This window comes from Ruminiclostridium cellobioparum subsp. termitidis CT1112 (genome assembly GCF_000350485.1).
GTDB lineage: Bacteria > Bacillota > Clostridia > Acetivibrionales > DSM-1351 > Ruminiclostridium > Ruminiclostridium termitidis.
On record NZ_AORV01000046.1, the window covers coordinates 95,729 to 122,265 of the forward strand.

23 protein-coding genes and 1 tRNA gene are annotated in these 26,537 nt (G+C 42.7%); 12 read left to right on the forward strand and 12 right to left on the reverse strand.

Features of this window, described 5'->3' with window-relative positions; translation table 11 throughout:
• Positions 1–103: 103 nt before the first annotated feature.
• Positions 104–844: a WecB/TagA/CpsF family glycosyltransferase gene (locus CTER_RS17330; protein ID WP_004627569.1), complete on the forward strand. Its 741-nt coding sequence runs from the start codon at positions 104–106 to the stop codon at positions 842–844.
• Positions 845–913: 69 nt separating this feature from the next.
• On the opposite strand, the gene CTER_RS27090 is transcribed toward CTER_RS17330, so the two are convergent.
• The 8 genes from CTER_RS27090 to CTER_RS17370 all read right to left on the reverse strand — a co-directional run bounded on the left by CTER_RS27090 (position 914) and on the right by CTER_RS17370 (position 10,441).
• Positions 914–3,025 (reverse strand): methyl-accepting chemotaxis protein, encoded by a 2,112-nt coding sequence (locus CTER_RS27090; RefSeq protein WP_004627677.1) that lies wholly within the window; start codon positions 3,023–3,025, stop codon positions 914–916.
• Positions 3,026–3,172: 147 nt separating this feature from the next.
• Positions 3,173–5,044 (reverse strand): FAD-dependent oxidoreductase, encoded by a 1,872-nt coding sequence (locus CTER_RS17340; RefSeq protein WP_004627640.1) that lies wholly within the window; start codon positions 5,042–5,044, stop codon positions 3,173–3,175.
• A 190-nt stretch (positions 5,045–5,234) separates the two neighbouring features.
• Positions 5,235–5,795: a hypothetical protein gene (locus tag CTER_RS17345; protein WP_004627665.1), complete on the reverse strand. Its 561-nt coding sequence runs from the start codon at positions 5,793–5,795 to the stop codon at positions 5,235–5,237.
• A gap of 100 nt (positions 5,796–5,895) precedes the next feature.
• The gene (locus CTER_RS17350; RefSeq protein WP_004627529.1) at positions 5,896–6,246 is read right to left on the reverse strand and encodes a type II toxin-antitoxin system PemK/MazF family toxin; all 351 of its coding nucleotides are present in this window, start codon (positions 6,244–6,246) and stop codon (positions 5,896–5,898) included.
• Positions 6,240–6,524, reverse strand: coding sequence for a CopG family ribbon-helix-helix protein (locus CTER_RS17355; protein WP_004627658.1), 285 nt, complete (start codon positions 6,522–6,524; stop codon positions 6,240–6,242). Before CTER_RS17355 ends, CTER_RS17350 begins: the two co-directional genes overlap by 7 nt.
• Positions 6,525–6,741: 217 nt before the next feature.
• Positions 6,742–7,911: an alanine racemase gene (gene alr / locus CTER_RS17360; protein ID WP_004627780.1), complete on the reverse strand. Its 1,170-nt coding sequence runs from the start codon at positions 7,909–7,911 to the stop codon at positions 6,742–6,744.
• A gap of 291 nt (positions 7,912–8,202) precedes the next feature.
• Positions 8,203–9,753, reverse strand: coding sequence for a bifunctional ADP-dependent NAD(P)H-hydrate dehydratase/NAD(P)H-hydrate epimerase (locus CTER_RS17365; RefSeq protein WP_004627723.1), 1,551 nt, complete (start codon positions 9,751–9,753; stop codon positions 8,203–8,205).
• Between the two features lie 55 nt (positions 9,754–9,808).
• Positions 9,809–10,441 (reverse strand): coiled-coil domain-containing protein, encoded by a 633-nt coding sequence (locus tag CTER_RS17370; RefSeq protein ID WP_004627597.1) that lies wholly within the window; start codon positions 10,439–10,441, stop codon positions 9,809–9,811.
• Between the two features lie 317 nt (positions 10,442–10,758).
• Between CTER_RS17370 and CTER_RS17375 the strand changes: the two genes are divergently transcribed.
• The 7 genes from CTER_RS17375 to nudC all read left to right on the forward strand — a co-directional run bounded on the left by CTER_RS17375 (position 10,759) and on the right by nudC (position 19,103).
• Complete coding sequence (locus tag CTER_RS17375) at positions 10,759–11,934, forward strand: polysaccharide pyruvyl transferase family protein (RefSeq protein ID WP_004627672.1); 1,176 nt, start codon at positions 10,759–10,761, stop codon at positions 11,932–11,934.
• A gap of 32 nt (positions 11,935–11,966) precedes the next feature.
• Complete coding sequence (locus tag CTER_RS17380) at positions 11,967–13,496, forward strand: lipopolysaccharide biosynthesis protein (RefSeq protein WP_004627514.1); 1,530 nt, start codon at positions 11,967–11,969, stop codon at positions 13,494–13,496.
• Positions 13,497–13,516: 20 nt separating this feature from the next.
• The gene (locus CTER_RS17385) at positions 13,517–14,695 is read left to right on the forward strand and encodes a Coenzyme F420 hydrogenase/dehydrogenase, beta subunit C-terminal domain (protein WP_004627566.1); all 1,179 of its coding nucleotides are present in this window, start codon (positions 13,517–13,519) and stop codon (positions 14,693–14,695) included.
• An 84-nt stretch (positions 14,696–14,779) separates the two neighbouring features.
• A complete protein-coding gene (locus tag CTER_RS17390; RefSeq protein WP_004627651.1) occupies positions 14,780–15,730 on the forward strand; it encodes a glycosyltransferase family 2 protein in 951 nt (316 codons plus the stop codon).
• A gap of 100 nt (positions 15,731–15,830) precedes the next feature.
• Positions 15,831–16,325, forward strand: coding sequence for a DUF4330 domain-containing protein (locus CTER_RS17395; RefSeq protein WP_004627516.1), 495 nt, complete (start codon positions 15,831–15,833; stop codon positions 16,323–16,325).
• A 12-nt stretch (positions 16,326–16,337) separates the two neighbouring features.
• The gene (locus CTER_RS17400) at positions 16,338–18,053 is read left to right on the forward strand and encodes an O-antigen ligase family protein (RefSeq protein WP_004627692.1); all 1,716 of its coding nucleotides are present in this window, start codon (positions 16,338–16,340) and stop codon (positions 18,051–18,053) included.
• Positions 18,054–18,266: 213 nt separating this feature from the next.
• Positions 18,267–19,103: an NAD(+) diphosphatase gene (gene nudC / locus CTER_RS17405; protein ID WP_004627509.1), complete on the forward strand. Its 837-nt coding sequence runs from the start codon at positions 18,267–18,269 to the stop codon at positions 19,101–19,103.
• Between the two features lie 78 nt (positions 19,104–19,181).
• Here the strand turns inward: nudC and CTER_RS17410 are convergent, their stop codons facing one another.
• Both CTER_RS17410 and spoVB read right to left on the reverse strand, forming a co-directional pair.
• The gene (locus tag CTER_RS17410) at positions 19,182–19,616 is read right to left on the reverse strand and encodes an Hsp20/alpha crystallin family protein (RefSeq protein WP_004627742.1); all 435 of its coding nucleotides are present in this window, start codon (positions 19,614–19,616) and stop codon (positions 19,182–19,184) included.
• A gap of 168 nt (positions 19,617–19,784) precedes the next feature.
• On the reverse strand, positions 19,785–21,356 hold the full coding sequence (gene spoVB, locus CTER_RS17415) for a stage V sporulation protein B (RefSeq protein ID WP_004627782.1): 1,572 nt from the start codon (positions 21,354–21,356) through the stop codon (positions 19,785–19,787).
• A gap of 369 nt (positions 21,357–21,725) precedes the next feature.
• Here spoVB and CTER_RS17420 point away from each other — a divergent pair, with 369 nt between their 5' ends.
• Entirely contained in the window at positions 21,726–22,535 is an 810-nt protein-coding gene (locus tag CTER_RS17420) for a C40 family peptidase (RefSeq protein WP_004627583.1), read from the forward strand.
• 143 nt (positions 22,536–22,678) lie between these two features.
• Positions 22,679–23,443 (forward strand): N-acetylmuramoyl-L-alanine amidase family protein, encoded by a 765-nt coding sequence (locus tag CTER_RS17425; protein WP_004627720.1) that lies wholly within the window; start codon positions 22,679–22,681, stop codon positions 23,441–23,443.
• On the opposite strand, the gene dusB is transcribed toward CTER_RS17425, so the two are convergent.
• Positions 23,409–24,371, reverse strand: a complete 963-nt coding sequence (gene dusB / locus CTER_RS17430; RefSeq protein WP_004627535.1) for a tRNA dihydrouridine synthase DusB — start codon at positions 24,369–24,371, stop codon at positions 23,409–23,411. The two genes, CTER_RS17425 and dusB, sit on opposite strands and share 35 nt — an antisense overlap.
• Before the next feature lie 206 nt (positions 24,372–24,577).
• On the opposite strand from dusB, the gene CTER_RS17435 reads away from it, so the two are divergent.
• The gene (locus CTER_RS17435; RefSeq protein ID WP_004627656.1) at positions 24,578–25,675 is read left to right on the forward strand and encodes a DNRLRE domain-containing protein; all 1,098 of its coding nucleotides are present in this window, start codon (positions 24,578–24,580) and stop codon (positions 25,673–25,675) included.
• 216 nt (positions 25,676–25,891) lie between these two features.
• Positions 25,892–26,233 carry a helix-turn-helix domain-containing protein gene (locus tag CTER_RS17440; protein ID WP_004627753.1) on the forward strand — a complete coding sequence of 114 codons (342 nt, stop codon included), beginning with the start codon at positions 25,892–25,894 and terminating at the stop codon, positions 26,231–26,233.
• Positions 26,234–26,398: 165 nt separating this feature from the next.
• Here the strand turns inward: CTER_RS17440 and CTER_RS17445 are convergent.
• Positions 26,399–26,473 (reverse strand) — tRNA-Arg (locus CTER_RS17445).
• Between the last annotated feature and the right edge of the window lie 64 nt (positions 26,474–26,537).

Here is a 26,537-nt window from a genome sequence, read left to right on the forward strand (position 1 = left end):
AACCCTTATATTCTAAACTGTAGAGGTAGTTGGGTCAAGGCTCCCATTGGAACTTAGATATTTTGGACTGCCGCTGGACCCGTATGCCATATTTGGAGGCCATATGAGAAAAATAGTACAGATTGCAGGTATCAATATTGACGACATATCAATGGAACAGGCTGTTGACAGGGTATATGAGTTTATTGGATCAGATCAAAATCATTCCATTTTCACTCCCAATGCTGAGATCATGATGGATGGAATTACAAATAAAGATATAAAAGCCATGCTGAACGGAGCCGATATGCTTGTTGCAGACGGCGCAGGCGTGGTGCTGGCTTCAAAGATCATCGGCAAGGCAGTCACCGAAAAGGTCTCAGGTGTTGACCTTGTTAAAAATCTTCTGACGGCATCCTCAAAAAGACCTATAAAGTTTTATTTATTCGGCGGCAAGCCCGGAATACCGGAAAAAGCCAACGCAAATATTATCTGCGACTATCCCGGCGCAGAAGTTGTCGGTACCCGGAACGGTTATTTCTCCAAAGAAGATGAGACTTCAATAATAGATGATATAAACAATTCCGGTGCTGAGGTTTTGCTGGTCTGTCTGGGTGCACCCAAACAGGAAGAATGGATAACCGAAAACAAGGACCGTTTAAAGGTTAAGGCATGTATCGGAGTCGGAGGTACAATGGATATCCTTGCCGGCAATGTCAAGCTTGCACCTGACTTTTTCAGAAACCACGGACTTGAGTGGCTATACAGATTATACAAGGAGCCAAAGCGCTTTAAAAGAATGCTCAGGCTCCCGAAGTTCATAATGTACGTGTTTGGAATAAGACTTGGGTTGATAAAACCCTAGTACAATATTATGCATATTGTACTTGTGATCTGTACCACCTAAAAGTCACATATCGCCGAAGGTTAAATTTTATAGCTTGAATTTTCCGACTATCTTCATAAGCTTTTCAGAGCTTTCCTTGGTTGAATAAGCAAGCTTGACTATCTTTCCGGCCTTATCGGAAACAGCGGTGGTTTTCTCAGCTATATTTTGTGTTCCCGCTGCAGCTTCGTTATTTGCAGCAGCAATTTCATTTATGGCCTTCAGCATATTCTGAATTGAAGCTGCAAGTTCTTCAGCTGTTGTACTGAAATCGTCCACAAGATTATTTATAAACTCGGCATCCCTGTAATATTGATTTCCTGTGTCAACCATGGAGCCATAATCAGCAATTACCTGCTCCTGTATAAAATCCAATGTCTGTACTGAATTTTGCGCAAGGTTTTCAACTGATGACACTACCTGTCTGGCAACGTCTTGAATCTCATTGACGGTGTTTTTAGAGTTTTCTGCCAGCTTTCTAATTTCATCGGCTACAACCGCAAATCCCTTGCCTGCTTCTCCCGCCCTGGCTGCCTCTATTGCCGCATTCAGTGCCAGAAGATTTGTTTGTGAGGTTATCTCCAGGATGGAATCCGATAACACGCCAATCTGTTCTATGGCCCTTGACTGTTCGATGGAAGTTCTTAGATTCCTTTCAACTTCAGAGTGCATGGAATATGCAGCATTTTGAGACTCAACCGCTTTTTCCTTCATTTTTTCAGCACGCCTGCTGATTTCCAGTACTGCTTCGGCACCCTCCTGAGCCTTTCTGGCAACAGACTCGACCGCATGGTCTATTTCCATTGAAGTAGCTGTCATTTCCTGAGTTGAAGCAGCCGTCTGTTCCATTCCGGCTGAAAGTTCTTCTGTCGTAGCCGATACCTCTTCAATTTCTGCATTAAGGCTGATTATATTGGCTTCAACATTTTTTATTGAAAGTTCTACATTTCTGGACTCTTCAACTACTCCATAAATAATCTCTCTGGTCGAAATCTGCATTTTATTGATGGCTTTGGCCAGGTTGCCGATTTCATCATTTGACCGCAGAAATTTTTGCGGCACTTCTTTTGTAAAATCTGAATTTGCCATTTGGGTCAAAAGTCCTGAAATCAATTTGATTGGCCTTGTAGATAAGTTTATCAGAAAAAATTGCACGGATATTATCAATATAAGAAGTATGATACCTATTATCATCATTAACATAAATAGGGAATTGTACTGTTCATATATACTGCTCATTGGTATTATACAGGAATAAGACCAATACTGCTCAGAATCTCTTAAATTTATAGGACTGAATACTTCTAAAACTTCATTGCCATTTATACGGGAAGTCCCTGTTTCGGAGAATTTCTCTCCCCTTGCTATTCTCTCTGCAATATTACTGCCATTTTTCAGACCGGAAATATTTGTGCCTGCACTTTTGGGGTCTTCCCCGCTGGCAACAAATACACCCTCAGCCGAGATCAGCCGGGTGGCTCCCCCCATGGGTCTTACTTTTTGAATTTCAGACTGTATGTAATCCAACTCTGTATCTATACTTACAACACCCATAAAGCGGCCGTCTCTCATAATAGGAACAACAACCGATGCCATGGTGACGTCTTTTCCCTGGACCTGGTATGTGGTTGGTTCTGTTAAAAATGTCTTTCCGCTTTTTTTGGGGACATTGTACCACTTCATTTGTTCATCTGTATAGTTGTCATATATTCCTATGTCAACGTTATAGCCTTCGCCGTCTCTTGTAACATAAGGCATGAATTGTCCGTTCGGTGAATGGCCTTCTTTTCCGGAATACTCGCTGTCATTGTCGGCCAAACCTCCCGGTTCATATACTATGCATACCCCAAAAACATTCGGGTTTGTTTTCAATGTGTTTTTCATAGCAGATATAATAATTTCTCTGGATACCTTACCTTCTGCATTCATTGCTTCAAGCTGACTGGCCAGCCCTTGTCCCATGACCTCAATACTGTTGAAGTTTGCTTCTACCTGCTGACCATAGAAGCCGGCATTCAATGCGGCAATTTCCTCTGCCTGTCCCTTGCTTTTTACCAATACCTGACTTAAAACAATTGATATCAATGCTGCAACACCTAAAATAAACACACCAGCCGTATACAGACTCAGCCTGGTGCCTATTCCCATATTCTTCAACATATGTATACCTCCCGTGAATAGCCCATATTATTAAAATTATAAGAGAAATTACTTATGACATTAATTAAATGCTATCTTTATTCACGGTATAGTACAACACAGATTATGTTAATTTCACATTATCTAAGTGATAAATGTTAAATAATATTATTTTAATGCCTGGCCGGTGAGTTTTTCCATAAGCTTTACAGAAGCATAATAAACCTCTGAAAGTTTAAGTACACTTTTATTTTTAAGCCTGCCTTGCAGATTTTCATCTATCAGCCCAAGTTTGCAGGCTTCTGTGTAATAGTTTCCTTTAACTCCGTCCTTATGAAAAATGCTCAGCACTATTTCCCCAAAGCTGTCCTTTGTCAGCTGCTCCTCGTTTAGGTACTTTCTGACGGAGATATCAAATTTGTAGTTATATGCTTCCTCAGAGACTCTTGGAACACCATTGAGCAATATAAAGGCCATATCCTTATTTTTGGCTTCCCTGTCATATTTAAAGTCATTGGTGACTCCTCCGCTTAACAGTCCAAGGTTGATGAGCTTTTCGGCATACGGATAGCTCCAGTCTCCGGTGATACTGGTTATATCTTCTTTTATATCGGACATGTAAATGCCGGATTTTCTCAGTATCTTCTCAATCTCCTGCTGTGTGTCGAGATTTCTGTCCTCTATAAGCATTGGTATATCCATGTCCTTTGAAATACTGTAAGCGGCGATTATTCCGGCTGCATAACCAGTTCCCGCCTTGCTTGCATTTGAGTTGATAGCCGTCTGTACCAGCGGGGAAGCAGAAATCTTGTCTCCTGTCATCAATACATTATCCACGCCCTCGGGTATGAGAGAACCCAGTGGAATATAGAATGTCTTCGGATTGCATAGAAGATATCTGTTTCCGTCTTTCATTACAAGGGTTACGGGCCTGGAAGCCGTACTGATCCTGTCTGTATACCTTTTTCCAGTGAGCACATCACTCAAGGTCATATGATACCGCCCCTTGAAATGATTCGGAGCTGACATGACAAATTCTGGTGCCACTGAAATATTTCCTTCGCTGAACTCTTTAAGATTTACCTTTAAAAAGCTGTAAAAATTTTCACATTCCTTTTTAGCCCTGTCATATGTGGTCTTTACTGCCTGTTCGTCGTTCAGATCAACATTGGTGACAGTTACTGCTTCGATTATTACGCTGCCATTCCCCTGATCCGAAACACTCAGGCCTGAAATACCAATATCCCTGTCCCCTGTTTTGTAGCTCTTCAGGAGAAGATTGATCATGGTGCCCTGTTCTTTAAGCAGCTTTTGTATTTGGGTATTGTCAACACCTGAAACCGTAAAATTAAGTTTGACAGGTGGGTATAAATCTTCAATTCCTATATCCCCGTATCCCTTGGTAAAAGCAACGCTGGCCCCTTTCAGAACCTCCCCCGATCCGCTTGCATCAATGTATCTCTCAGCCTGTATATTTCTGGTCTCTCCAGGCGTTTTTACTGTAAGCCCGCTAATCTTACCATTTTGCTTCATAACTCCGGCAACTTTGGAATCAAATAATATGGTAAGATTTTTTTGCTCGGAAGTCATTTTGATTATTTCACTTATGTAATTGTCCAGGTTTGAGCCCTCTCCGGCCTTGTACCGCAGACCCTTGAAGAAATCGGAACTTACGCTGTTCCCCGTGGGTGTAAAGTCCTCGGACCAGTCTGTATTAAGTGTGTTCTTAATGCTCTGGCCCAGATCTGACAAGGGATAGATCAGAAGAGTCTTGGCACCGACTCCGGCCGATCCCAAAGCGCTTGCCACCGCATCAATCCCTTCCCCTTCAACGGCCACATCAAAGCTGTCCCTGCCGGTTTGGGAGCCCAGATTTTCAAATGTATAGTTTTCACCCACCTCAAAATAATAGTCCCTTTTCAGCATTGGTTTAACCACGAAAAAGAACAGGATGGTCACTATAACTAAAATCAAACTCAACCTTATCAGAATATCTATTCTTTTTTGTTGTACAGTTTTCTCTTGATTCGGCTTATTCATAGGAACATTTTCCTTTTAAATTTATTTGTAATTTCAATAATGCAATTTTATTCACTTTATTTCACCTGTTACCATTCATTTATCAATACGGTTATTAACACTATAATTTTCTTAACATTAAAAAAGGAGCTCAATAATGTATCGACATTAAGCTCCTTTTTATTAATAATTGCATAAGCATGGAAATATTTTATTTTATTGTGTAAATGCCCTTTACCATAACATATGAATCCTTTGAGGCTTTTATACCTCTCCCGTCACCATTGGGAACAAGCAACAGCTGGTTGTCGGGAATAACCTCCCCGTTTTTCAGGTCCTTGCCTGAAATAAGGTTTGATAACCCTCCGGATGCTGTCTTTTCTATGTACGCGGTAGCACCGCCTTTAGTTCTGACAATAATTTCAGCGCTGCTGTCTCCCAGCATTATTTTTCCTGCCGGAAGCTTTACAATCTTGAATACCATACTCTCCTTCAGTGCGGCTAGTTCTTTTTCGGTATCGCTGAGCTTCTTTTCCAGATTTGTATTGGAAGCCGATGCCGACATTTGCTTCTTCAAATCGTCACCGGTACTTTGAATCAAACTCCTCAAGGTGGCTTCCAATTTGTCTATGTAAGTAGAGTCGTATATCACCCGTCCGCTTCCCGATTCGGCTCTGGCAGCCGGTGCCAGCTGAAGCAGGGCAAAGCAGCATATAAAAGCAACCAATATAAAAATGTGTCTCTTTTTTATCAAACTCTTCAGTTCTTTCATTCCAACCTCCGTCAGAGTGCAAAGCACGTATTTTCATATCCGAGGAGTAAACCCTGAATACAACGTATACTGTTTTTCGTATTTACTGCCGTAATCTATATTATAGCTCCGACAGTCCGAAACTGACTTCCAGAGCATTGTTTACTTTATCCATAAGTTCTTCGTCAAGGTGACCGATCTTTTCTCTCAAGCGTTTCTTATCAATGGTTCTGATCTGTTCAAGCAATATAACAGAATCTTTTGCAAGACCATATTCCAAAGCTCCTATTTCTATATGAGTAGGCAGCTTTGCTTTATTTATCTGAGAAGTAATTGCAGCTGCAATTACAGTTGGACTATATTTATTACCGATATCATTCTGAACAATCAGTACAGGTCTGACACCGCCCTGTTCCGAGCCGATAACCGGGCTCAGATCTGCATAATATATGTCTCCTCTTTTTATTACCACGTTTCCTCCATCTCCCCAAGCTTCTCCTCATATATGCTCTGCTGATCATTATCAGCTCCGAGGCAACCCTCAGCAAGCCTCAGATTTATTTCTGCCATCTCTTCGTAACCCCTTTTCATTTTATCCCTCAATTCAACCTTATGTTTTTCTCTTATATAAAGACTCATTGCTTCCCTGACAATCATACTTCTGTTTGTTTTCTCATTTGAAACCATGATATCCAGTTCTTCCAGTAAGTTGTCCGGAACGCTAATCAATATCTTTTTATATTGAGCCAACTTATTTACCCCCACTCCTTAGAAACAATGGCAGAAATTTCTTTTTACAAATCCATCGTTTCTTAATAAGCTTTTCTCTATATCTTATAATATTCCAAATATTCAAATAAATCAGCATAGCCATATAATAATACCATGAACACGTATAGGAATATTATAACCCTCCACCAAATACCGGGTCAAATTAAGTTTATGTTACTATGTTCTTAAAACCCGCTCATATCAAGTAATTCAGAATTTTCGAAATCTTTCCATCTTTGATGAAGGCCCTCGGTATTCTCTTTCCGATAATACAAACAAGTTCATAATTTATCAGACCTATTGAGCTGGCCACATCCTCTGCGGTAATTACATTGTCTCCCTGGGCACCGATAAGTACAACCTCATCTCCCACCTCGACCTTTCGGGTCAAATCCGTCACATCCACCATGCACTGGTCCATGCAGATCCTGCCCACAACCGGGGCATATTGACCGTGTATGAGCACCTTGCCCTTGTTGCTCAGCAACCGTATATAGCCGTCGGCGTAACCAATGGGAATGGTGGCAATACGAGATGTCCTGCCGGTTGTGAATATTCTTCCATAACTTATGGACGTATCCTTTTCGACCTCTTTCTCAAGAATTACATTAGCTTTTAAAGTCATTGCAGGCTTTAGGAGAATTTTTTCCCTGTCTACCTCTTCAGACGGGTACAATCCATATTGTATGATACCCGGGCGAACCATATCTAGATGCATTTCAGGATATTCAATAATTCCTGCGCTGTTAGCGCAATGCTTGACTGGGATATGTATTCCGATTCTCTGAAGCTCATAGCATATACTCATAAAACGTTCAAACTGTGTTAAAGTAAATTCTCTGTTTTTTTCGTCGGCTGTTGCAAAGTGAGTAAATAATCCCTCAATTATTATGTTTGGCAGACGGCTGATCTCTACAACATTTTTGACCGCACTGTATCCGGGTAAAAACCCGATCCTCGTCATCCCCGTATCAATTTTTATATGGATCTTCACCTTGCGTCCCTGCTTAACCGCTTCTTCAGAAAGTGCCTGTGCCAATTCATGGCTGAAAACCGATTGAGTAACATCATTTTCAATGATCTCATTTACCCTGATGGGATCGGTATAGCCCAGAACAAGTATGGGCACGTTTATTCCCTGCTTCCGCAGCTGGATGGCCTCATCCAGCATTGATACCGCAAGTCTTGTCACTCCGTTCTCCAGGAGGGTCCTTGCCACCTCCATTACTCCGTGTCCGTATCCGTCAGCCTTGACCACCCCCATGATCTCGGCATTTTTGTTTGTAATTTTTCTGATCTCACGAATATTATGAGCAATGTTGTCAAGATTTATCTCGGCCCATGCCCTGTTCAGTTTATATTCCATTTTCATCCTCCGTGTACATTAGCTTTCCGGATCAAAGTCGGATACGGAATTTATCAATGTAATATCCATCGCTTTCTATGTATGCTCAAAGTTAAAGCTGTTCTGTTTATAACTTCCTTTTCTAGTATAACCAAATTCTGTTTACTGAAAACATATCATGACAATAAAATATTATCACTATATTTATAGCTGTTCAAACATCTATACTATAATAATATGTTCATTTTTATTTAATGTCACTCATTAGCTCCAACTATACGGGAATAATCTGCGGAAATTTGCTGTTTGCTTTTAAATAATTTTTTTCATGGCTGCCGGGATACATTCCACTATGTCCATAGCTGTCATACCGTGCTGTCCCTTTTGCCGGGCCGCTATATCTCCTGCCAGCCCATGGATGAACACTCCGGCCACGGCGGCCTCAAAGGCTCCTGCCCCCTGTCCTATCAGTGATGCAATAATGCCGGTAAGCGAGTCTCCGCTGCCTGCCGTGGCCATGCCGGCATTGCCTGTGGGGTTGATGTACACCGTTCCCTTGCTGTCGGCTATCAGCGTCTTTGCACCCTTCAGAACAATAGTTATTCCCCACAATTGGGAATATTTGCGGGCCACTTCAAGCCTGTTCTCCTGTATATAGTCCGTATCAAGCCCTGTCATCCTGGCCATCTCTCCAGGATGGGGAGTAATGACCACCTCTTTTTTAAACTTTGCCAAAATACCTGTATCCCGTGACAGGGCATTTAAGGCATCGGCATCCAGAACCACTGGTACCTCCAGGCTGTCGGCCACAGCTGCTATAATGTGGTATATGCTCTCATTTGCCGAAAGACCCGGCCCGATGGCGGCAACGTCACATTTTTTTATCAGGTTCAGTATGCCCTCGGTACTTTTCTGGCCTAGTATCCCGTTATATTCTGTCAGACCCACTCCTACCGCTTCGGGCACAACGCTCTGGTATATAGGCAGCATGCTTTTGGGCGCTCCGATGTATACCAGGCCGGAGCCTGTTCTCAGACTGGCCCTGGAGGCAAGACAACCCGAACCGGCCATGCCGTGTGAACCTGTGACAACTGCAACCTTACCGCAGCTTCCCTTGTTGAATTCCGCACTTCTCACAGGAATTATATCCTTTACGGTTTGAAGGTCGGTCAGGTGGGTGTTTACAACAATATTCGCAATTGCCTCCTCCGGCATGCCGATGCTTTCCACGGCAAGTTTTCCGGTGTACGAAGCTCCCGGATAAACCAGCTGTCCAATCTTGGGCAGCTCAAAAGTAACGGTTTCATCAGCTTTTATACAGCTGCCCGAGACCTTTCCCGCAACTGACTCTATGCCCGAAGCAATATCTATGGAAATGGTATATTTTGAATTTTCATTAATGGCATTTATTACGTCGGCAAGGTAGCCCTTGGCCCATCCTCTGAACCCTGTCCCGAATATTCCGTCTATGACAGCCTGGGACCTGCGTATTTCATCTATAAATCCGGCAATATCCCCGGTTCCGTCAAAAAGCCTTATTTGGGCACCAAGCCTTTCAATAATATCAAAATTCAGCCTGGCATCCCCCATAAGAAAGGCTTTATCAAACAAACAGTATACTTTGGCATTATAGCCTTTGACAAGCAGGTGCCTGGCAACCGCGAACGCATCTCCGGCGTTATTGCCCTTTCCTGCCACCAGAAGGACATCTTTGGGCAAATTGAAGTTTTGCCCGAAATAGGCTTCTATATGTTTGACAACCTGTAATGCGGCATTTTCCATAAGAACCATCCCGGGTATACCCAGCTTCTCAATGGAATATTTGTCGATTTCGCCCATCTGGGCGCCTGTAACAGCTTTCACAATAACTCTCCTTTCATAATCAGCAGCGTCTTGTAGTCAGGAGACAAATTTAGTCTTACTCTTTGCTGCTGAAATATACTTCGTCCAGCTTTTGGAGCTGATCTCCCCCCAGCAGGTCGTGAAAATATGAATATGTGTCGGTATCATCCTGAGCCCTTAATTCCCTTTCGTCCACCAGCTTAATAAGCTTTTCCTTTGTTTCTGCTATTTCCCGGTCAAGCTCGGCCACCCTCTGCTGATTTTCCCTAATAGAAAAATATACTATTTTGACGGTTTGCTCAAGCAGCTCCAGATTTGCCTGCCTGAGTTCCCTGGGAATGCCGGACAGTCTTTCCTCAATCTCTGCCAGCCGGTTATTTATGCCTACGATCTGCTTTTCAGATTCCTGCATTTCAGTCTGAGCATCCTGATTATTATTTTCAAAAACTTCGGTGGTAAGCTTTATTATTTTGTCCATGTACTCTTTCTTTTTAGCAGCTATCTCTTTGGACTCGGTTATGACTCTTGACTGTTCCTTCAGCAGTTCCTTGATCTTATCTTCGCATTCGGTTATTTTCTCGGTCTTTACAATATTTTTAAACAGACCGTTCCATCTCTCATCCAGAGTCAGCAGAGATATGTCATTTTTAATAAGGACCTTTATATCCAGCCTGGGTTCGTTTTTTTTCCTGTTAAATAACTTCCACATGTGTCCTCCATAATTCGAGTATTGCAAAAAATACATCCCGGTGGCCTATTATAACATCCAAAACGTATCCGGGGAAATTTGACCGCCGGTACTGACCACTCGTACACGTAACACTTCAATAAAATTCGTCTTTATAATTCTATATCGGTAATTTTTGAAATAAAAATAATCATAATGTTGGAAACGGGTATTTTTCTTTTCAGCCTGCGGCTTGTAAAGCAGAATACGCAAGGGTATAATTAATTATCAGACTTTTACTGTCTGGGCAAGGTATAAAGGTATAAAAGAACAGGCTGGCTGCAAAAGAAAGGTTGTTTATGAAAAAATTATTGCTCTATGCCCATGCGGGCAGCAGGAATCACGGCTGTGAAGCCATAGTGAGATCTACTTTGAAAATATTGAACCTGAATAATATAGACGTATCCCTGGCAACCTTCAGAGTGCAGGAAGACATTGATTTCCTCTCTCCCGATTTCAAACTGAATTTCATCACCTATAAGCGTTATGAGGGAATCCACCCCATAAGGCTTGTGGATGCAGGATTAAGAAAATTAAAACTCAAAGGGGATTTTCTTTTCTCCCATTCCCAAAAGGATATCTCCGAAAATCTGGACAGGGATACACTATGCCTTTCCATCGGAGGAGACAATTACTGCTATGGGATACCAAGATGGATATATTACACCAATACCATGGCTGCCGGGAAGGGCAGCAAGACAGTTTTTTGGGGCTGCTCCGTCGACCCTGAAGCCATCAATGCCGAGATGCTGGACGACCTCAAAAAGTACAGCCTTATTATTGCCAGAGAAAGTATCACTCATCAGGCATTTATTGATAAGGGCCTGTCCAATACCATCCTTCTGCCCGATCCCGCCTTTGCGCTGGATGTAAAACCGGTGGAGCTGCCTGAAGGCTTTGCAGAGGGGAATACCATCGGAATAAATGTCAGTCCCCTTATTATGAAAAGCGAAACTAGCGGAGGGATTGTTTTCAAAAGCTATACAAAGCTTATACAGCACATTCTGGATACCACCGACAGCCATATAGCCCTTATTCCTCACGTTCTCTGGGAGCATGACAACGATATGCTCCCCCTGTCAAAGCTGTATGAAATGTTCAGGAACACCGGCAGGGTAGTCCTTGTTGGTGACACTTATAATTGTATGGAACTGAAATTTTTGATTTCCAGCTGCAAACTGTTCATAGGCGCCCGTACGCACGCCACCATAGCTGCCTATTCGACAGGTGTTCCGACTCTCGTAATAGGGTATTCCGTCAAAGCCAGAGGAATTGCAAAGGATATTTTCGGAAGTGAGGGAAAGTACATTCTTCCCGTACAGAAGCTCCAGCAGGAGGATCAGCTAATAAAGGCCTATGAGGCTCTGAAAGAGGATGCCGGTCATATCCGGGAACATCTGGCCGGATTCATGCCGGGATATATTGAAAGGGCGTATTCCGCCGGGACTCCGGTAAGAAAACTCTTGAATCTGTAAAAACATTAACAGGAAAACAAAAGGTAAAACTGATGAAGATAAATGAATTGAAGTGGGGCGCCGCCCTGTCTTATACAAATATACTGCTGTCTAACGTAATAAATCTTGTTTTCACCCCCTTCCTGCTCACTACGCTGGGCAAATCCGAATACGGCCTGTACACCCTGATCGGGGCCTTCGTAGGCTATATGGCTGTTCTGGATTTCGGTCTCGGGAATACCATTACCCGGTATGTTGCAAAGTACAGGGCACAAAACGACAAGCAGGGCGAACAGGGCTTTCTGTCCCTGGCCTTCCTGATCTACGCAGTCTTAACGGTAGTTGCAGTGGGGATAGGCCTGGGAATGCTGCCCATACTGCCCTCTGTTTTCGGCAGATCACTTACCGCGGCCGAGCTGGATACCGCCAGCAAAATGTTTGAGGTGCTGATTGTCAACATTGGACTGACATTGTTTCTGAACGCCTTTACCGCCATAATGTCAGGCTATGAAAAGTTTGTATTCCCAAGAACTGTCACCATAGTGAGGGTCATCGCCCGGCCGCTTGCCATAATCATCCTGCTGCTCATGGGCTACAAGGCCTTTGCAATCGTTGTGGTGGACACCATATTAAACGTATTGCTGCTGCTGGTCAACATGTGGTTTGTATTTGGCAAAATGAAAATAAAGGTCAGTTTCCAGCATCACAACTGGCCCTTTGTCAAGGAAATCCTTATGTTTTCGGTATTTGTCTTTATAAATATGATTGTGGATCAGGTCTACTGGAGATTGGGGCAGCTTGTGGTGGGCATATTCTACGGAGCGGTGCCTGTGGCCATTTTCGGCCTGGGTATGCAGTTCCCCGGCTATTATATGAATTTCTCCACTGCAATTTCAGGAGTATTCCTGCCAAGGGCCACTCAAATGTGTGTGGACAATGCACCCACTGAGGAACTGGACAACCTTTTCATAAAAACCGGCCGGATTCAATTTATAGTTATGGGCTTCATACTGTCAGGCTTCATACTGCTGGGCAAGCCCTTTGTGATACTCTGGGCCGGTGCAGACTGCATTCAGGTATACTATATTGCACTCATTGCCATGGTCCCTCTCACCATACCGCTTATTCAAAATGTGGGTATATCTATCCTTCAGGCCAAGAATCTTCACGCATTCAGATCAATCATGTATCTGATAATTTCTCTTGTGAACCTTGGGATAAGCATACTGCTCACAAAAGAGATCGGTATGATCGGTGCTGTGGTCGGAACCTCCATATCGCTTATAATAGGTAATATAATCATTATTAATATTTACTATAAAAGAAAAGTGGGTTTGAACATACCCAGATTTTTCAAGGAAGTATTCAGCAGGCTTCTGCCTGCCATGCTCTTAAGTGTTATTGCCGGTATTGCTGTTTTACACATTCCCATTGGCGGCTGGCTGGGGTTGGCGGTGAAGGGTGTGCTTTTCACTCTTGTCTACGGCGCTGCGGTGTGGACGATAGGTATGAACCCATACGAAAAAAGTTTATTTCTCGGTCCGGTTATGGGAATAATTAAACATGTTAAGGTAAAAAATTAAAAACCGGAATGGAGGCTCTAATGGATTCGGTATTTGATAATAAAAATAATTGCTACGGCTGCTCCTCCTGTGTTCAGATCTGCCCTTCCGGTGCCATCTCATTCCGGGAGGATAATGAGGGTTTCTCATACCCTGAGATAGACGGGGCAAAATGTACCGACTGCGGCCTGTGCAGAAGGGCCTGTCCCATTTACAGGGACCTTAAAGCGCCTGATCAATCCTACCCAAAGATATATGCCGTTTGGAACAAAGACGAGGAAGCCCGAAGTTCAAGTACTTCGGGAGGAGTTTTCCCTGCACTGTCCAAACAAATACTCAATCAGGGCGGAGTAGTTTTCGGAGCGGCCTTCGATGAAAGTATCAAAGCAGTTCACACCGGTGTGGAGTCACAGGAGCATATCTGGAAACTGCAGGGCTCCAAGTATACCCAGAGCCTGATCGGAGACTGCTACAGGGAAGTCAGGACTTTATTGAAGGACGGCAGAAAAGTGCTGTTTTCAGGTACTCCCTGCCAGGTGAGCGGGCTTTACTCATTTTTGGGCAAAAGCCATACCGGGCTCTGCACCTGCGACTGTGTTTGTCATGGAGTCCCTTCTCCCGGTGTATTTGAGCGCTATAAAGCCCATCTGGAAAAAATTAATGAAGCTGAAATAGAAAATTTTAATTTCCGTAACAAATCCAAAGGCTGGAAGAATTATAATATAAGTGTTCTCTTTAAAAACGGAAGGCATATGCTGGCCGATTTCAAAACAGACCCCTATATGAGGGGCTTTATAACAAATATGTACCTTCGGCCTTCCTGCCACGGCTGTAAGTATGCTTCGGTCCAAAGACAGTCGGACATTACCCTGGCCGACTTCTGGGGTGTTGAAAAATACAAGCCCCAACTGGATGACGACAGGGGAACCTCCCTGGTTCTGGCTAACTCCCCCGGGGGTGCCGAACTGCTTGAAGCATGCCGGGAGGAGCTGATGATCCATGAGGCCGACCTGTCTGCAGCAATAGGGGAGAACCCCAGTCTTACCGGACCATCCGGCCCCAACAAACTTAGAGCTGAGTTTTTCAGCCAATTGGATACATTGGATTTTGCCGCTCTTCAGGACAGGTTTTTAAAACCTCCTTCGCAGGCCCAACTCTTATGGAATAAGTGTCTGCGCATTCCTAAAAAGCTTGTAAGGATTGTTTTAAAAAAAGCTTAATTTTTTTGTTAAGACCTGCCCTGAAATTGACATCTCAAAATTGAGATGCTAAACTAACCATAAAAATATACGGGAGTAGGTATAATGGACAGTTCACCATTGATTTCGGTTATTATACCGATGTATAATACCAGGGACTTTATTGAACAGACGGTTAAAAGCGTATTGACGCAAACTTACAGCCGGCTTGAAGTGATTATAGTGGACGACGGCAGCAGGGATGACGGTGCAAAGCTTGTACAGGCCCTGCAAAGTGACGACTCCAGGATCAAATACATTTATCAGGAAAATCAGGGGGTATCGGCCGCAAGAAATAATGCGGTGGCAAATTCCTCCGGTGAGTACCTGGCCTTTCTGGACAGCGACGATCTGTGGAAGCCCGACAAGCTGGAAAAGCAGATGAACAGGATAAAAGCAACAGGTATGGCTGCCTGCTACTGCGGTTATCAGATGTTCTGCGGCGATGAAATGGGTAAAGCCTTCCCGGAGCGGTATTTTGAAGGCAGCATATTGGCTGAGGTGATCCAGGAAAAGGTATCTGTCTGGACAAGCACCGTTGTTATTAAAAAATCTGTTGTAACAGATAATAAAATAGAATTCAGGCCCGGATTGAATTGGAGCGAAGACATGGAGTTCTTCTGCAAGCTCATGTACCTGAGCAGTTTCTGCTGTGTCAGGGAAACTCTTGCCCTCTACAGGCAGAGACCCAATTCCCTGTCCTATTTACCCGACAGGGCACCTGAAATCGGCCTGTGGAAGGACATTATCAACTGGATAAGCTCGGTGCCCATACAAAATAAATATGACAGGCAAAGGATCCTGAAAGTTATAGAAAAATATAAATTACCCTCGATAGCAATTTTCTGTACATATCAGAAGCTGATTTCGGGGGAAGCCCCCGATGAGGATTTTCTGTCAAAGGTCCCTCCCCGGCTGGTCTGTGATTACAGACCCAGCTTATCGACCACGGGCTTCAAGCTGTTTGTAAAGAAACTGCTGATATTGTATAAATACCGTTATAAAAATAAGGTTTAATATTCTTTTGAAGGAATTCGGAAGAATTTTAAATAGGAATGACTAAACTTTTGAAATATTAGTTATTCTAAAAAATATAAAACTAAGGAGAGTAGTAAAAATGAAGATTGTTAATGAAAAGGGAAAATTATTCGGACTGATAAACATTGTTGATTTAAGTGTTATTGTTTTGATTCTTCTGATCGGTGCCGTAGTGCTTTTAAAGACCATGGGCTCTGATGTGGGACCCATTACAAGTGAAGAAAGCCAGCAGACCATAACTGTCACTTTCAGGGCCGCAGTCCGCAATGATGAGCAGCTGAAGGCCGTAAAGGAAAAGGATCAGCTTATCTCCCTGCTTAAGCCGGTGGACGCCTACATCACATCAATAGAATTCAAGCCTCTTGAGGTACCCATAAATACTGCCGACGGAAAAGCAGTATATTCGATTGATCCCAAAAGAAAAGAGCTGGTTGCCAAGTTTACAATGAAAACCGCCAGAGGCAACGGAATAATCAGACTTGATTCACAGGAAATTTCAGTGGGCAAGGCTTTTACCTTGAAAACCCGTACCTTTGAATCCCTGGGAACTGTAGAAGCTATTGAGTTCAATTAAGGAGGTCATATTGTGTGGAAATATGTCTCAAACAGCCTGATTTACAGATTCCTCATATTTATTTATGAAGTGATAGGCAATGCTTACAGAAACAGCTTTCTGAATAGATGTGTCGAAACTGTGGCAGCCTGGAATCAACACGGTTTATTGTACAGAACCAAACAAAATTATATATCTTCAACCCCGAAATATTCCTTTTCAGTTACATACAGGATATTGTCCTTTTTCGGAAAAATTCTGGACAGGTTTGCAGGACATGTAAATCATGTTTATACTAAAGCTTTCAAGAACAGCCTCTTCACCAAAGCCTGCCGGAGCCTGCTGCAGTTCTGGAAAAAAATCTTCGGAAAATGGAGCGGCCTGGCCTGCTTTATTATCCTTGCAGTGATTTTGTGCGCCGCTGCCTTTGTGCTGCCTAAGCTTGTTGTAGCCGGTATTATTGGTATCCTGGGTCTGGTATTCATTCTCAGAAATTTTGAAAGAGCAGCTTATCTTGTAGCTATTTATCCCATATTATATTTTGTGGCAGGTGTATCAAATATAAGTTTTCTCGTTTCACTCTGGGATGAATTACTGATTATTTTCTGTGTCGGCATCTGGTTTTACAGATGGGTGGCCGACCGGAAGGATTTCAATTTTGCCTGGACGCCTGTTGACTTTTCACTGATAATATTCTTTGTAGTCTGCATAGCATTATTTGCTATAGGCTCACTTAACACGCTCGGCTTTGACAGTCTGGGCTTTGACGGACTCAGAGCAGTTATTGAGTACATGTTCTTCTTTTTCATTGTAGTCAAGCTGCTGAGGTCAGAGGACGGCGCCAAGAATCTTATAAAACTGATGATTCTGACAGGTGTGGTTATGTCACTGCACGGTATATACCAATACATTGCAAAAGTAGAAACTCCGGCCTATTGGACCGATAAGGTGGAAGTATCCTCCGGCCCCAGAGTTTTTTCCTTCGTAGGAAGCCCCAATGTATTGGGCTGCCTGTTGGCACTGGTGATACCCCTTGCAATATCCCTGATATTCTCTGAGAAAGATTTGATACAGAAGTTTTTATACACTGCTGCCAGCGGAATAATGGGTATATGCATATTGCTCACAGGCTCCCGCTCCTCCTGGATCGCCCTGGGCTGTGCTCTCATAATCTATTCCATTTTGAGCAGAAAATATTATCTCATTATCGGCTTATTTGTTGTGGCAATACTTGCGTACACCATGGTATCATCGGTACGGTCCAGAATTGATTATATGCTTGATCCGGCTTATATAATCAGCAGTTTTACTGGCGGAAGGTTTGCCAGATGGCCCAAAGCACTTGAAATGTTCTACAGCAACCTGCTCTTTGGGGTGGGCTTTGGCCAGTTCGGCGGTTCGGTTGCCACTATAAACAAGGTCAAGGGCGCCTTTTATGTAGATAACTATTATATAAAGGCAGCCGTGGAAATGGGCATATTCGGACTTGTTACATTTTTAGTCGCCCTTTACAACGGAGTTGTCTGGTCCCTAAGAGCCTCCTACAAAGTGGAGGACAAGGTCTCCAGGGGCCTGATACAAAGTGGCTTTGGCGCTATGGTCGGAATTCTTGTTACCAATGTTGTTCTTAACAACTTTGATGCCCCGTCAGTTACAACCTATTTCTGGACCATTGTAGCGGTTTGTGTATTCCTGGGCTATGTGAAAAAAGGTCCCAACAATGTACTGACAAACATATCTAATAAGTAAAAAATAAATATCAATTACCCATCAAAACCCTGTTCCTGTAAACGGAACAGGGTTTTGATTTTGAAATCAATCTGTGCTATCCTAAAAAGAGTCTCTTGGGTAGGAAGAAAGCTTTATAAACATATTTACCGCAGCATGGCTGTTGTATGTATAAAGAATTCAAGAGGCTTTATTACTTGCTTTAATGCTGCATGGCAGCAGAATGGAGACTTTATGGAAAGAGAAAGTATATACAAACATTACGAGCCGGCTGTGACAGCTCCGGATATAAACCATTCCGAAGCTCACTGGTTTGCTTTTTTCACAAATAAATTGCTGGTTAAAAAGGATGATGGAAGTTATACCATCCCTTATGTCAGGGATTTATATCAGCTTAACACACAGACAGTCAGGACCCAGTATCTGGGTTTACTGCAGGGGAAGCCCTGTTATTCGGCAGAACTTGCATCGGAGGAGCCGGTCCCTGAGGGAATGGAGTTTGTGGAGTTACGGGCACTTTATGATTTTATTACTGAAGACTTGTTTTTACTGGCAGGTAAAGCCTATCAGATAGTATCCTGGGATCAGACCCATCAATTCTGCGGCAGATGCGGCTCGGCCACCGAAGACCTCTCAGGGGAAAGGGCTAAAATCTGTCCCAAATGCGGCTTTATCAGCTACCCCAGAATATGTCCTGCTGTGATAACTGCTATTCGGAGGGGAGATCAATTGCTGCTGGCGCATGCCAGACACTTTAAGGAAGGCATGTATTCCCTGATCGCAGGTTTTGTAGAAGCCGGTGAAACCCTGGAAGAGGCCGTCCGGAGAGAAATCCATGAGGAAGTTGGTATCAGCGTAAAAAATATCCGGTACTGGAGCAGTCAGCCATGGCCCTTCCCAAATTCAATGATGCTGGGTTTTACCGCCGAGTATGACAGCGGGGATATAAAGGTTGACGGTGTTGAGATAACCGATGCCGGGTGGTATAGTGCGGATGACCTCCCCGGGCTTCCGTCCGATGCCAGCATTGCCAGGAAGCTCATAAATTGGTGGATGGAACAGAACAGGTAAAGGCACCCTCTGTTATTGAAGATATGTAAACCCGGAAGAACCGCAACTAAGCTCAGTTACAGTTCTTCCGGGATTGTTTTATTGTATTTCAATTCTGTTATTTTTCTTTTTCTCTTCGCCCTTTGGAAGGACTATTGAGAGGATACCGTTTTCATATTTTGCGGATACGGCCTCATGCTTTACGTTCTCTACGTAGAAGCTTCTGCTGCTGGAGCCATATCTTCTTTCCCTTCTGATATAATTATTTCTCTCCTCTTTGCTTTCCTCGGACCTTTCCACTGAAATTGTAAGCCTGTCATCCCTCAGATCCAGTTTGATATCTTCCTTGTTTACACCTGGAATTTCGGCCTCAACAATGTATTCCCTTTCATTTTCCTTTACATCGGCCTTGATTGCATGACCTGCAAATCCCAATGCAGTATCATTGAAGAAGTCGTTGAAAATGCTGTCTATGTCGAACAGACTTCCCCTTTCCTGAATTTTGTTGTTTCTGAATGGAACTATTCCAAACATATAAACACCTCCATAAATATATTTTATAATTTTGTTTTGATTTTGACTTTCTTTGACCTTGTGTCTATATTTTAAATCATTCTTTTTGACTTTTCAAAACTGATTTTGACTTTCCTTGACCTTTGTTTTGAGTATTTATTTAATTATTTAATTTTATCTTCATATATCTTAAATTTTCTTGTATTTCCTTACTTTTTTATTTCTTATCCCCAGCAGTTGAAGCAGCTCTCTCCAATCTATAGCACCCACCAGTGCCATAAGGAAAAGTGCTATTACAATATATGCGCCAACTGCAAAAAGGGTTTGCCAGATAACCGGGAGTTTAAGAAAGTTGAAGAAACTATATATGTAATTGCTCAATAGGAACAGGAGCACTGTGACGAGAGCCGGCCTTACCACCCAGTGCCTCAGATCAAGAGCCATTCCCGTACACTTCATTATTGTAATGAAATTGAGTATGCATACGATCAAGGCGCTGATTATCACTCCCAGTATGTATGCCGGTATGCCATGCTGCGGAATAAGAAAATACACACACAGTATCCTTATTGCCGAGCCTACTATTGAATTTATGAGATAAAGGCCCTGTTTCCCAAGTCCGTTCATAATGCCGGTAAGTATCTGTGAAAGGTATATAAATATGCAGGTAAACGATAACATAAATAGGGTATATCCCACATTCTGTCCGGGATAGATCATGTTGGCTATTTTGTCCGGATAACATGCAAAAAGGGCCATAAAAACGAAGCCCAATACCATGGTTATCTGTATGGACTTTGAAATCCTGTAATTGGCCCTGCCATAGTTATTTAACGATATGGCCTCGGAAATTGCAGGTACCAGTGTTGTTGCAAGGGAAGTTGTTACCAGTGCGGGAAACATTATGAGAGGCAAAGCCATGCCTGTAAGCTTGCCGTATGCCTCCATGCTCTGAACCTGATTGAGTCCACCTGCCAGTAATCTCTGGGGGATTAATATCACTTCTGCGGCAGCCATCATTGAAATAATAAACCTGTTGAAGGAGATGGGAGCCGCACAGGCTAAAATTGAAGCTACCAGCTTCCTCTTCCGGATAATGCCCTGTCTGGATTTCGGGGTGATATGGGGGTACTTCTTAAACCTGTAATATACCGCAAGTAAAAAGAGATTCGACATTTCTCCCACAGCCATACCCACGGTTGCCAGGGCACATGCGTATTCAAGTCCCGCTTCAAGAAATCTGGCGGCAAGTGCCATTATTATAGCTATCTTGACCACTTGTTCAACTATCTGTGATATTGCTGTAGGTGTGACCTCCTGAATCCCGTAGAAATAACCCTTGTATGCAGACGCAGCCGCAATGAGCGGTATGCAGGGTATCATCAAAAGAACAGAAGTATAGGTTCTGGCATCTTTTAATATAAAGTTAACTATAAAATCAATGTTAAAGTAGAGCAGTACGGATAAAATTGAGCTGCCGGCCAGCACTCCCGCAAGTCCGACTTTCGAAATCCGTTTTATATTGATGAAATTGCCCTGTGCCGCCTGCTCGGCAATCATCTTTGAAACTGCAATCGACACACCTGATGTAAGTGTAAGAATTATTAAAGAATAGACAGGTACTATCAGTTGATATAATCCTATTCCCTCGGCACCGATTAAATTTGACAGGTAAATCCTATATATAAACCCAATTATTCTCGTTACAAAACCCGCAGCCATTAATATTATTGCACCCGTTATAAATGTCTTTTTTGTCATAAGCACCTCCAAAAATATAGTACCTTGATTAATTTTATTGACCAAGTGAAGCTTTTATGACTCTAGGTTCCCAGCAGTTTACCATAAATTACAGGTTGATAGGCCCGATTCTGGCCCTTATAATAAGCCCATCGGCTGTTTTATGTAAACCATTTGTATTACAGCTGAAACACTGAATATTTAGTACAAGGTCAGCAGGCCTTGGTATTAAGGTCTTATCAGACGGCCGATAAACCGTTTATCAAAAAAAATATCCGGTAAGTAAAAAGCGCTGGAAAAATACGCGCTAAAAAAAATAACCCCTAAACATTTTTGTTTGATGTATAAATGAATGTACATTTCAGGGGCTTTCATTTTAGGGAGGTCAATATGAATAAAAAATTAATAGCAAGTGGTATAGCTCTGGTGCTGTGCTTGACGGCAATAGCCCCGGTCTATAAGAGTTTGACCTATAACAGGGAAATTCTCGATCCGGCCAAAATACAGGAGGTCGGAACACAGGCTAATCAGGATTTTACAATATCAGAATCCGAAACAATGAAAGCTGAAGATTTGGCTATAAAATCAATGGAAGCAAACCCGGCTTCGGCTATGAAAGCCACAGCTGCCACAGCAGGTACCCAACAAGCTGCTGAAGTTAAAAAATCAGTCCCTGCGGCAGCACCACAAAAAACTACTGCTGCTGCTAAAAAATCAACTGCCGTTAAAAGCGCCGCTGTAAAGAAATCAACAACAAAAGCGGCAAAAACAACAAAAGCAAAACCCAAAACCACGGTTTCCAGGGGCACAACCACCAGAACTGCCGCTGCAAGTTCAAAGGCAAGTGCGGTTATAGCCACAGCGAAAAGTTATATGGGCGTGCCTTATGTCTGGGGCGGCGAATCCCCCAGCGGCTTTGACTGCTCAGGCTTTACACAGTATGTATTGAAAAAGAACGGTGTCAGTATACCCAGGGTTACTGCAGACCAGTTCGGAGCAGGTGTGAGCGTATCAAAGAGCAATTTAAGGGTTGGAGACCTGGTCTTTTTTACAACTTATAAACAAGGACCGTCACATGTGGGCTTTTACATGGGAGGCGGACAATTTATCCACGCAAGCTCATCAAAAGGAGTGACCATATCCAGTCTGAACAGTTCATACTATTCAGACCGATATGTGGGTGCAAGAAGAGTATTTTAATAAAAAACGGCAAATAATAAAAAGGTTGCAGAATTTACAGTTCTGCAACCTTTTTAATTATTATTGTGATAAAATAATTATACATTAATACCAATATTTTATAACTCAAAACTTAATCTGTTCCGGAGGGTAAACACCAATTTATGGATGTTAACAAAATTATAGATAAATTAAGTAGAAAGCTCAGTCAAAGAAGTCTTATATTTATAATTGTTTTTCTTTCCCTGGCCATAATCGGTATTATTGGCGCTTACCTTGCAAAAAAAGAAAATCCGAACCCCTCGGGTTCATTGTCAACATCCCTGGAGACAGTTCAGGAAAAACCTCCCCTGGTAGTTATAGACCCCGGCCACGGCGGTTGGGATCCCGGGGCCATGGCAGGCGATATCAATGAAAAAGACATAGTTCTGGACATTTCTATTGAAATTGAAAGATTGCTGATAGAAAAAAACATTGACTATTACATGATAAGAACAGAGGATATCTATGTCAGTCTTGAAGACAGGGCCCAAATTGCCAATGAAAAGAAAGGCAGGCTGTTTATAAGCATCCATAACAACTCTTTTACCGATTCGGCCCAGAGCGGAATACTGACTGCGTACAATCCCTACTCCCCGAACGGAAAGGATATGGCCAAAATAATGCAGTCTAAAATAAAGGAATTAGGCATGAAAAACAGAGACATTATGCCGCGTCCCAACCTGTATGTTTTACGGCATACCGAAATGCCGGCCCTGCTGCTTGAAATAGGTTTCATGTCAAATAAAAAAGACCTGAAACTTTTAACTGCCGGCGATTTTCAAAAAAAATGCGCGAAGCAGGTTGTTTCAGGCATTGAAGATATACTTGACAAGTATATCCTTGATTCAAAGGCTACTGATGCAGAAGGAAGTCCTGCAGCAGACTGATTATTTCATCCTTGTCGTTCATCTTAAATATCTTTTGTTTTGTGACCGAAGCATCTCTCATACCTTTTATATACCAGGCGATGTGGGATCTCATTTCAAGAATTCCGGTCCTTTCTCCCTTGTGTTCTATCAGCATATTCATATGCCTTATGATAGTATCGATTTTTTCCCCGGCAGTTGGTTGAGCAGTAAAAACTCCCTCTTCCAGATACCTGTTTATCTGCTTGAAAATCCACGGGTTCCCCTGTGCACCTCTTCCCACCATTATCGCATCACAGCCTGTTTCTTCCAGCAGCCGTTTAGCCTCTGCAGGGCCGGTAACATCCCCATTCCCGATAACAGGTATGGAAACGGCCCGCTTGACCTGCCTTATAATATCCCAATCGGCCTTTCCGCTGTAATATTGCTCGCGGGTCCTGCCATGAACCGTGACTGCGCTGGCTCCGCAGGCCTCTGCAATCCTTGCTATTTCAACAGCATTTACGCTGCATTCATCCCAGCCCTTTCGGATTTTAACCGTGACTGGTTTGTTTGCCGCTCCTACAACAGCGCTGACTATTTTCCCAACCTGTTCAGGCCTCTTCATCAAAGCACTGCCCTCTCCGTTTTTAGTGATTTTAGGAGCCGGACAGCCCATATTTATGTCAATGATACTTGCATCCGAAGCATTTAATTTTTCTGTAACTTCTGCCATTATTTCCGGCTCGGAACCAAATATCTGAACCGCTCCCGGTTTCTCCTTCTCATCAAGCAGCGTCAGCCTTGCACTTTTTTCATCCAGGTAATGCATACCCTTTGCGCTGACCATCTCGGTATAGACCAAGCCGCAGCCCTGTTCCTTGCAGAGCACTCTAAAGGGCATATCAGTGACCCCTGCCATAGGTGCCAGAAAAACTCTGTTTTTCAATTCAACATTTCCTATCCTCAAAAGAAATCCTCCTTCAAAATCAACATTCCTATTGTAACAGAATTTTCGGAAACAAGTAAAGAACTCCGCAGTAGAACCCTGTATTAATGACACAAAAATTAGTTTTTGCAACATAGGAGTATCTTAGACATATTATGTAAATATAGTCATAGTATAGAATGACCTTATAACAGTACATAAATCCACTATGAAAGAAGGTACAACATATGCCGACAATAACGGTTAATATCCCCCAAACAACATTTGTTGCTTCCGGTGAGCCAAACACCAATTATTCATTTTACCCTCTTTTGAATATCGGTGCCGACCCCAATTTTCAAAACTGTACAGGACTGCTGAAAATTCCCCTGCCACAGCTATCGGTACTGACAGTGGACAGTGCCCGGCTCAACCTGGCGGTCATAACCAAATCCGGCACAAACCCCAGCCCTATAGTGGTAAACAGAGTAACCTCGGACTATGACACAAATACTGTAACCTATACTACCCAGCCGCCTTTTGCTCCCACACAGTATCAGTACGATGTCGGTACAGCTGATCTATACACTACAATACACATTGACATAACAGGAATTGTAAATGAGTGGCTGGGCGGATCCCAGAACTTTGGCATTGCACTTGCAAATTCCGATGGCATTACAGAAGTTCAGTTTGCCACAAACAACATTGGGTATGAGCCCTATTTCCCCACATTGACCATCACCTACACAGAATCGCCCTTTACAGCCACAGGATTGAACTTCAGCTATGCACAGCTGGCCAATATTATTGAACAGCTTATTATATATTATCCTGCCAACACTATGACTGTTTTCACAAGAGGTCTGGTAGCAGCTTCGGTAACCGGTACACCATATCAGCTTTATAAATCATCTGCCGGAACTTACGGTGCAATATTTATCCTTACGGATGCCGGACAGCAGGAGGCAATCCCGCTTAATGCGATAACTGCCGTCTATACCGGAGACGGGACGGTTTATAATCCCTCGATAACTTATCTTCCGCCACCGGAGGAATTTACGCCCGGCTTTGATACAAACCTGATAACCTCATATTACGAATATCTTCCGCCCGATACCGACGTTACAATATATGCGGGTTCAAACATCACCGCTTCGGGAACCATATATAAAAATGAATACGGGCTAATCGTATTATCAGATGCTGAGGGCAATACTCCCATATTCATACCTGTTAATAATATCAATGTTGTACTTCCTGTTTTTCATACCGGTGCCCTGCAGCAAACCCGCAGATCAAGGGTTTTGATAGAGCCGGGCAAACAGCCCGAAGACCTGGTATAAAGCAGCTGCAGTAATATCCTGGATAGCAGCATTGCTGCATAGTGTTTTCCTTTTCACTGATTAATTGTGCTAAGCTTTTAATAACCATTATCCTAAAGTGTAGTAAATTATTGTATAATCGTCAGCACTTATACGGTATATATTTAAGTTTTGTGTACTTCATAGGGCGTTGTGTTTTGTTAAAATAACCGTTATTTTGTCTTTAGAGGTGAGACAATGAAAGATACAGTAAAAATAATTGGAGACAGAATAAGAAATTTAAGAACCTCAAAAGGATGGAGCCAGGAAGAATTGGCACATAGAGCAAATTTACATCCGTCGCATATGGGGCGGCTGGAAAGAGGCGAAGAGAACGTAACTCTTGAGAGTCTGGAAAAGGTTACAAGTGCATTAGGTACTACACTTGAGGAACTATTCAGAGTTCTTGGCAATGATTCCGAATATCGTGATACTTCGGTACTTTTCAGTATTATAAGTAAATTGAACAGTCGAAGTGTTGATGACCAAAAAGTAGTTTTAAAACTTATTGATGATTTGATACAGTGGAAGGATAAATGATATAGAGAGTCATCTGTCCTTCCCACTGTTTAATTCAAAACAGCAAAAAATTCCAATGGAGTAATATTTATCTCTCTCAACAAACAACATTTTGTATTTCATTTTTCAACCTGCATTTTAAATATTTTTAAATAAAAACGCCAGAACTATTTAAATTCTGGCGTTTGGCGTCCCGGACAGGAATCGAACCCGTATCAGTGGAACCGGAATCCACCGTCCTATCCATTAGACTACCGAGACATTTTTATTTACTGATATATTATAGACTATTCTTAAGCACATTACAACACAAAGTATCTAAATA